Source organism: Kitasatospora sp. NPDC054768 (genome assembly GCF_053612025.1).
This window is the reverse complement of the sequence record NZ_JBSHBN010000266.1, coordinates 1-7,388: the sequence shown is the minus strand read 5'-3', so window position 1 is coordinate 7,388 and position 7,388 is coordinate 1. Positions and strand designations below refer to the sequence as shown.

The window sequence follows — 7,388 nt, the reverse complement described above, 5'->3', positions numbered from 1 at the left end:
CTCCGGCGGGCCGCCCCGGCACGTTTCCGGCGGCTCGCCCGCCCCGGCACGCTCCGCCCGCGCCCGTCATGCTCCGACCGTCCCCGTCACGCTCCGGCCGGCCGCGCCGCCCGGCGGCGGTCGCGGCGCGGGGGGCGGGTGGGGCGGCGCGAGAGCCGGGCGAAGACGGCGACCAGCGCGAGGACGGCGGCGGTGGCGGAGGCGACGACGAGGCCCTCGGTGAGCCCGGGCGGCCGGAAGGCGCAGGCGATCCGGGAGGCGCCGTCGCCCAGGGGGACGCCGATCATGCCGAGCACGGGCGTGGGGGCGGCGCGGCGGCCGCCGTCCACCGCACAGGTCCAGCCCTCGGTGGCCGGGACGGAGAGCAGCGCGGTGCCGGTGGAACCCGCCGGCAGGGCCGCGGTGAGGGTGTGCCCGCCGGCCTCCACCCGGGTGGCGCCGGTCGCGGTCAGCCGGGCGACCGCGGCCTCCAGGGCACCGGCCCGCAGGCAGCCGATCGGGCGGGCGGGCACCTGGCTCACCACGTCCGACCGCAGGGTCACCCGGACCACCCCGTCCGCCGGGACGGTCCCCAGCCGGTGGATTGGCACGGCGGTGGTGGGCTGCTCGCCGTCGCTGCGGAAGGCGCTGCCGAGGCCGCTGACCGTGCCCCGGTACCAGAGCCCGTGGAAGTAGGCCGTCCCGCCCGGCGTGCAGGCGGCGGTGAACACCGTGCCCTCCCCGCCGCTCGGCACCGACCAGCCGCTGGTGCCGTGCAGGGTGGGCGCCGGCCCGCCCGCCGGGACGGGCAGCGGGGCGTCGTACACCTGGCTGCCGAGCAGCGACTCCTGCCGGGCCCAGACCGAGGACCTCTCCGGCCGGGCGCCCGGGGGCAGCACGGTGACCAGCGGCGGCGTGGCGGCCGCCCGGACAGGGGTGAAGGAACGCGGCGCCGGTCCCTCGTCGAGGTGGGTGCGGACCCCGAACAGCGCCTGCCCGACCGGGTCGGTGACGCTCGCGGTCTGCCGCCCGCCGGCCGTCCAGCCCGCGCCGAGGTCGTGCAGCAGCAGGGCGGTGACGGTCGGCAGGTAGCTGCTGAACCAGCCGCCGCCCTGGCCGTTCAGCAGCAGCGGGTCGTTCGGGGTGAAGGCGTGCGGCCCGGGGTCGCTGCGGCCGCGCGGCCAGTCGTCGGCCGCGCGCAGCGTCGCGTGCCCGGCCCGGACCGCCGCCGGGGAGACGTCGTCGGAGGGCACCGAGCCGAGCGCCGCGTACCCCGACCAGACGGCGTTGCCCAGCACCGCGCCGCCGATCACCCAGGTGGCCAGCGCGTTCGCCCGCCGGTCGGAGTGCCGGCGGTCCAGCAGCCACAGCGCGGCCGACAGGACGGCGCCGCCGACGGCCAGCAGCACCCAGGTGGCCGGGCGCACCGTGTGCCAGCCCGCCGCCAGGCCGGCGATCAGCGCCACCACGGCGGCGCCGCCCAGCACGGTGAGCCGGTCCGGACGGTGCGCCAGCGAGACCCAGCCCGCCAGCACCAGCAGCCCGCTGAGCACGAAGGCCACCCGGTACGGCCCGCCGGCCGGGATCGCCAGACCGTGCCAGACCAGCACGGTCGGGGTCCAGAGGAAGCCGGCCGCCACCAGCGCCAGCGCCGTGCACCACAGGGCGCGCTCCCGCGGCCGCACCCGCCGGTTGAACGGCAGCCCGCACACCACCAGCAGGCCGAAGACGCCGATCGCCACGTCCGGCAGCTGCTGCCCGCCGTGGGTGGCGGGCAGCAGCCGGGCGAGGTGGGCGCCGACGCCGGACGGGCCGAGCGGTTCGACCGGGGACTCCGGCTGGGCCCGGCGGGCGGCCAGCACCGCGACGAACAGCACCGGGGAGGCGAGCAGCACCCCGGCGGTGGCCATGGTGACGGCCCGGCCGGTGGCCCGGACCCGGTGGCGCAGCGGGCGCGGGGCGGCGAACAGCCGGACGGCGAACAGGAGCGCGGCCGCCAGGGTCGCCAGCGCGGCCGTGTACAGGTTGCCCGCCCAGGCGAGCGCGACGCACAGCGCGCCGACAACCCAGTGCCGCTCGCGCAGGCACCAGTCGGCGGCCAGGCCGAGCAGGGGCAGCGAGACCAGGCCCCAGAGCCACATCGGGGCCGCCCCGCCGACGTCCAGCACCCAGGCGCAGAGCCCGTACCCGACCGCGGCGAGCGCCCGTAGCCGGCGCGGGCCCGGGTGGAGGCGGCCGAGCAGCCGGGTCATCAGGGCGGTGCCGAGGCCGATGGTGGCCAGGGTGACCAGGAGGACGGCGAGCCGGCCCTGGTCGCGGGGGAGCAGCGCGGTGGGCCAGGAGAAGGGGTTCATCAGGTAGGCGAAGAAGTCCGCCAGGAACGGGGCGCCGTAGCCGCTGTTCCAGTTGACCAGCAGGTCCCCGGCGGCCTGCCCGTGCAGCAGGTCCCACAGGTGGGCGTGGTAGGGCACGGCGACCGCCTCCGCCCCGGCCGGCCACTGCCCGCCCAGCGCCGCCGCCAGCCCGTACCCGCCCGCGGCCAGCCCCGCGGCACCCCCGCAGACCAGCACCTCCCGCCGCCGCTCGCCCATCCGCACCCCGTTCCACGCGCTTCGCCGAACCCGCCCACCCTAAGCACGCCCCAGGCGCCCCCGACGTCACGCGCGCCCCCTCGAAGGGGTGATGGGACGGCACCGGCGGGATTCGGCCCGCGACCGCGTTCCCGTGGCAGCAGACGCCGACGCGGAGATGCCGGAGCGGCTGAGGCCGCCGGTCACCGGTTGCACCGCGGACGACCGCGACAGTCCGCATCGTGGACGGCAGGTGTCAGTACCTGGGACGGCGGAGTAGGGTCCGAGCATGTCTCGCACCATTCGTCTCGCAGTTGTTCCCGGTGACGGCATCGGCCAGGAAGTGGTGGCCGAAGGCCTCAAGGTCCTGGGCGCCGCGCTCCCCGCCGACGTGAAGCTGGAGACCACCGAGTACGACCTCGGCGCCCGGCGCTACCACCGGACGGGGGAGACGCTGCCGGACGACGTGCTGGCGGAGCTGAAGTCGCACGACGCGATCCTGCTGGGCGCCATCGGCGACCCGAGCGTGCCGTCGGGCGTGCTGGAGCGGGGGCTGCTGCTCAAGCTGCGGTTCGCCTTCGACCACCACATCAACCTGCGTCCGGGCCGGCTCTTCCCCGGGGTGCGGTCCCCGCTGGGCGGCGAGCCGGAGATCGACTTCGTGGTCGTCCGCGAGGGCACCGAGGGCCCGTACGTCGGCAACGGCGGCACGCTGCGCGCCGGGACGCCGCAGGAGGTGGCCACCGAGGTCAGCCTGAACACGGCGTACGGCATCGAGCGCGTGGTGCGCGACGCCTACCGCCGGGCGCAGGCGCGGCCGCGCAAGAAGCTCACCCTGGTGCACAAGAACAACGTGCTGGTGCACGCCGGGCACCTGTGGACGCGGATCTTCGCCGAGGTCGGCGAGGAGTTCCCCGAGGTCACCACCGACTACCTGCACGTCGACGCGGCGACCATCTTCTTCGTCACCCAGCCGGAGCGCTTCGACGTCATCGTCACCGACAACCTGTTCGGCGACATCCTGACCGACCTGGCCGCCGCCGTCACCGGCGGGATCGGCCTGGCCGCGAGCGGCAACATCAACCCGAGCGGCGAGTTCCCGTCCATGTTCGAGCCGGTGCACGGCTCGGCGCCGGACATCGCCGGGCAGGGCAAGGCCGACCCGACCGCCACCGTGCTGTCGGTCGCGATGCTGCTGGAGCACCTCGGCTTCGCCGCCGAGGCCGCCGGGGTCGAGGCCGCGGTGGCGGCGGACCTGGCCGAGCGCTCCGGCACCCGCAGCACCTCCCAGGTCGGCGACGCGCTCGCCGCCCGAGTATCCGGCTGACGGGCCGGACCCAGGAGCGGAGTTCCGGCCGACGGGCCGGATCCGACAAGGTTTCCGGCCCGTCGGGCCGGACCGCATAACCGCAGCTCGCCGCCCTCGAAAAAAGGGCGGACAGCTGTTCGGCACGGCCCTCTGGATGCGAGTATCGACAGTGGGTCGTGCCGTTGTGCGTCCATTCCGGCGAATGTTGCCGAAACGTATCTGCAGCGGTGGCGGCCCGGACCAACCCCACGGTGAAGGAAACAGCCATGAGCACGGCCACCCAGGCGCCCATCACGTTCGACCTCAAGCCCTCCGCCCAGCCGCTGTCCGCAGCGGAGCGCGAGGCCCGGCTGGTCAACCCCGGCTTCGGCCGGGTCTTCACCGACCACATGGTCACCGTCCGCTGGACCGAGGGCGTGGGCTGGCACGACGCCCAGCTGGCGCCGTACGCCCCGCTGGAGATCGACCCGGCGAACATGACCCTGCACTACGGCCAGGCGATCTTCGAGGGCCTGAAGGCCTACCGCCAGGCCGACGGCTCCATCGCCACCTTCCGCCCGGAGGCCAACGCCGCCCGCTTCCAGGCCTCGGCCCGCCGCCTGGCGATGCCGGAGCTGCCGGTGGAGACCTTCGTCGAGGCCGTCGAGCTGCTGGTCCGCCAGGAGCAGGACTGGGTGCCGAACGAGCCGGAGCAGAGCCTCTACCTGCGCCCGTTCATGTTCGCCACCGAGGTCGGCCTGGGCGTCCGCCCGGCCAACTCCTACCTCTTCATGATCATCGCCTCGCCGGCCGGCGCCTACTTCCAGGGCGGCATCAAGCCGGTCTCGGTCTGGCTGTCCAAGGAGTACGTCCGGGCCGCGCCCGGCGGCACCGGCGCCGCCAAGTGCGCCGGCAACTACGCCGCCTCGCTGGTCGCCCAGGCCCAGGCCGCCGAGAAGGGCTGCGACCAGGTGGTCTGGCTCGACGCCGCCGAGCACCGGTGGGTCGAGGAGATGGGCGGCATGAACCTGTACTTCGTCTTCGGCGAGGGCAAGGACGCCAGGATCGTCACCCCGGAGCTGTCCGGCGCCCTGCTGCCCGGCATCACCCGCGACTCGCTGCTCCAGCTGGCCACCGACCTCGGCTACGCCGTCGAGGAGCGCCGGATCTCCACCGACGAGTGGCAGCAGGCCAACGCCGACGGCACCCTCACCGAGGTCTTCGCCTGCGGCACCGCCGCCGTCATCACGCCGGTCGGCTCGGTGAAGTCCGCCGCCGCCGACTGGACCGTCGGCGCCGGCGAGCCCGGCCCGGTGACCATGGAGCTGCGCAAGGCCCTGCTGTCGATCCAGGGCGGCCAGACCCCGGACACCCACCACTGGCTGCACAAGATCGTCTGATCGCCGCACCCCGTCCGGCACCGCCCGGCCCGGCTCGCCCTTCCGGCCTGCCCGCCCGCCCGCCCGTCCGGCCCGGCCCGCCCGTTTCGCATCGCGAGACGAGCGGGCCGGATCCCGGGCAGCTGTGCCAGACTGCGAGCGTGTCCTCGCTTTCGCTGATGATTAGCAGCAGGCGCGCCGGTCCGCAGTGACCGCTTCCCGCACGACCCGATGCGGAGCGACCACTAGCGTCCAGACCCGCGCGCAGACCTCTCGCACCCGCGAGGGGTCTTTTTGTTTCTCCCGGACCGGCCGACGGCCCTCACAAGGGGCCCGGGGACACCGGGACCGCGCGCGGGATCATGGACAGTGGAGCCGGGACGAGAAAGTCCGGCAGAGCAGTACCTTCCTCCCCGAAACGGAGAACCAGGGGTCATGACCGAGGTCACCCGTACCGACGACAGTTTCCACGTGTTCGACACCACGCTGCGCGACGGAGCACAGCGGGAGGGCATCAACCTGACGGTGGCGGACAAGCTGGCCATCGCCCGGCACCTGGACGAGTTCGGGGTCGGCTTCATCGAGGGCGGCTGGCCCGGCGCCAACCCGCGTGACACCGAGTTCTTCGCCCGCGCCGCCACCGAGCTGGAGCTGGAACACGCCCGGCTGGTCGCCTTCGGCGCCACCCGCAGGGCCGGCGGCAGGGCGGCGGAGGACCCGCAGCTGGCCGCGCTGGTCGCCTCCGGCGCCCCGGTGATCACCCTGGTGGCCAAGGCGCACGACCGGCACGTGGAGCTCGCGCTGCGCACCACCCTGGACGAGAACCTGGAGATGGTCCGGGACAGCGTCGAGTTCCTCCGCTCCCAGGGGCGGCGGGTGTTCATCGACTGCGAGCACTTCTTCGACGGCTACCGGGCGAACCCCGAGTACGCGGTGTCGGTGGTCCGCACCGCGCACGAGGCCGGCGCGGACGTCGTGGTGCTCTGCGACACCAACGGCGGGATGCTGCCGGCCGGCGTGCGGGAGATCGTCGCCGAGGTGCTCGCCAGGACCGGTGCCCGGCTCGGCATCCACGCCCAGGACGACACCGGCTGCGCCGTGGCCAACACCCTGGCCGCGGTGGACGCCGGCGCGACCCACGTGCAGTGCACCGCCAACGGCTACGGCGAGCGGGTCGGCAACGCCAACCTGTTCCCGGTGGTCGGCGCGCTGGAGATCAAGTACGACCGCCGGGTGCTGCCCGCGGGCCGGCTGGCCGAGATGACCCGGATCTCGCACGCGATCGCCGAGCTGGTCAACCTGACCCCCTCCACCCACCAGCCGTACGTCGGCTTCTCGGCCTTCGCCCACAAGGCGGGCCTGCACGCCTCCGCGATCAAGGTCGACCCGGACCTCTACCAGCACATCGACCCCGAGCGGGTCGGCAACACCATGCGGATGCTGGTCTCCGACATGGCCGGCCGGGCCTCCGTCGAGCTCAAGGGCAAGGAGCTCGGCTACGACCTCTCCAGCGACCGGGACCTGGCCGGCCGGGTGGTGGCCAAGGTGAAGGAGCAGGAGAACCTCGGCTACACCTACGAGTCCGCCGACGCCTCCTTCGAGCTGCTGCTGCGCGACGAGGTGCGCGGCGGCCGGGACCGCTTCTACACGCTGGAGTCCTGGCGGACCATCAGCGAGCAGGGCCCGAAGGGCTTCACCGGCAACGAGGCCACCGTCAAGCTGTGGGCCAAGGGCGAGCGCCGGATCGCCACCGGCGAGGGCAACGGCCCGGTCAACGCGCTGGACCAGGCGCTGCGCGCGGCCCTGGAGGGCATCTATCCGCCGCTGGCCACCTTCGAGCTGGTGGACTACAAGGTCCGCATCCTGGAGGGCCAGCACGGCACCGGCTCCAAGACCCGGGTGCTGATCGAGTCCACCGACGGCGCCGCCACCTGGTCGACGGTGGGCGTGGCCGACAACGTGGTCGCCGCCTCCTGGCTGGCGCTGGAGGACGCGTACACCTACGGCCTGATCCGGGCCGGCCTGGAGCCCACCGAGTAGTCGCCCCGAACGCGCCTGTGGCCCGCGGGACCTCGCCGGAGGTCCCGCGGGCCACGGTCGTGCGCGATCACCGCAGTCGGGCCAGCAGGGCGTGTTCGACGAGGGTGATGAGGGCGCTCTTGGCGCTGTCGC

General features: G+C 74.5%; 4 protein-coding genes. 3 read left to right on the top strand and 1 reads right to left on the bottom strand.

The window, feature by feature from the left end:
• Positions 1-86: 86 nt before the first annotated feature.
• The gene (locus ACWGKU_RS39520) at positions 87-2,570 is read right to left on the bottom strand and encodes a YfhO family protein (RefSeq protein WP_452180940.1); all 2,484 of its coding nucleotides are present in this window, start codon (positions 2,568-2,570) and stop codon (positions 87-89) included.
• A gap of 268 nt (positions 2,571-2,838) precedes the next feature.
• Here ACWGKU_RS39520 and ACWGKU_RS39515 point away from each other — a divergent pair, with 268 nt between their 5' ends.
• From ACWGKU_RS39515 to cimA, 3 genes are all read left to right on the top strand, one after another.
• Positions 2,839-3,876: a 3-isopropylmalate dehydrogenase gene (locus ACWGKU_RS39515; RefSeq protein WP_359915405.1), complete on the top strand. Its 1,038-nt coding sequence runs from the start codon at positions 2,839-2,841 to the stop codon at positions 3,874-3,876.
• Positions 3,877-4,124: 248 nt separating this feature from the next.
• Positions 4,125-5,237: a branched-chain amino acid aminotransferase gene (locus ACWGKU_RS39510; RefSeq protein ID WP_401049504.1), complete on the top strand. Its 1,113-nt coding sequence runs from the start codon at positions 4,125-4,127 to the stop codon at positions 5,235-5,237.
• Positions 5,238-5,651: 414 nt separating this feature from the next.
• A complete protein-coding gene (cimA, locus tag ACWGKU_RS39505; RefSeq protein WP_401049502.1) occupies positions 5,652-7,256 on the top strand; it encodes a citramalate synthase in 1,605 nt (534 codons plus the stop codon).
• Positions 7,257-7,388: the final 132 nt, after the last annotated feature.

Excerpts from the sequence above, each read along its gene's own strand:
- ACWGKU_RS39520 (WP_452180940.1), bottom strand. The coding sequence starts at position 2,570 with ATGGGCGAGCGGCGGCGGGAGGTGCTGGTCTGCGGGGGTGCCGCGGGG.
- cimA (WP_401049502.1), top strand. The coding sequence starts at position 5,652 with ATGACCGAGGTCACCCGTACCGACGACAGTTTCCACGTGTTCGACACC.
- ACWGKU_RS39510 (WP_401049504.1), top strand. The coding sequence starts at position 4,125 with ATGAGCACGGCCACCCAGGCGCCCATCACGTTCGACCTCAAGCCCTCC.
- ACWGKU_RS39515 (WP_359915405.1), top strand. The coding sequence starts at position 2,839 with ATGTCTCGCACCATTCGTCTCGCAGTTGTTCCCGGTGACGGCATCGGC.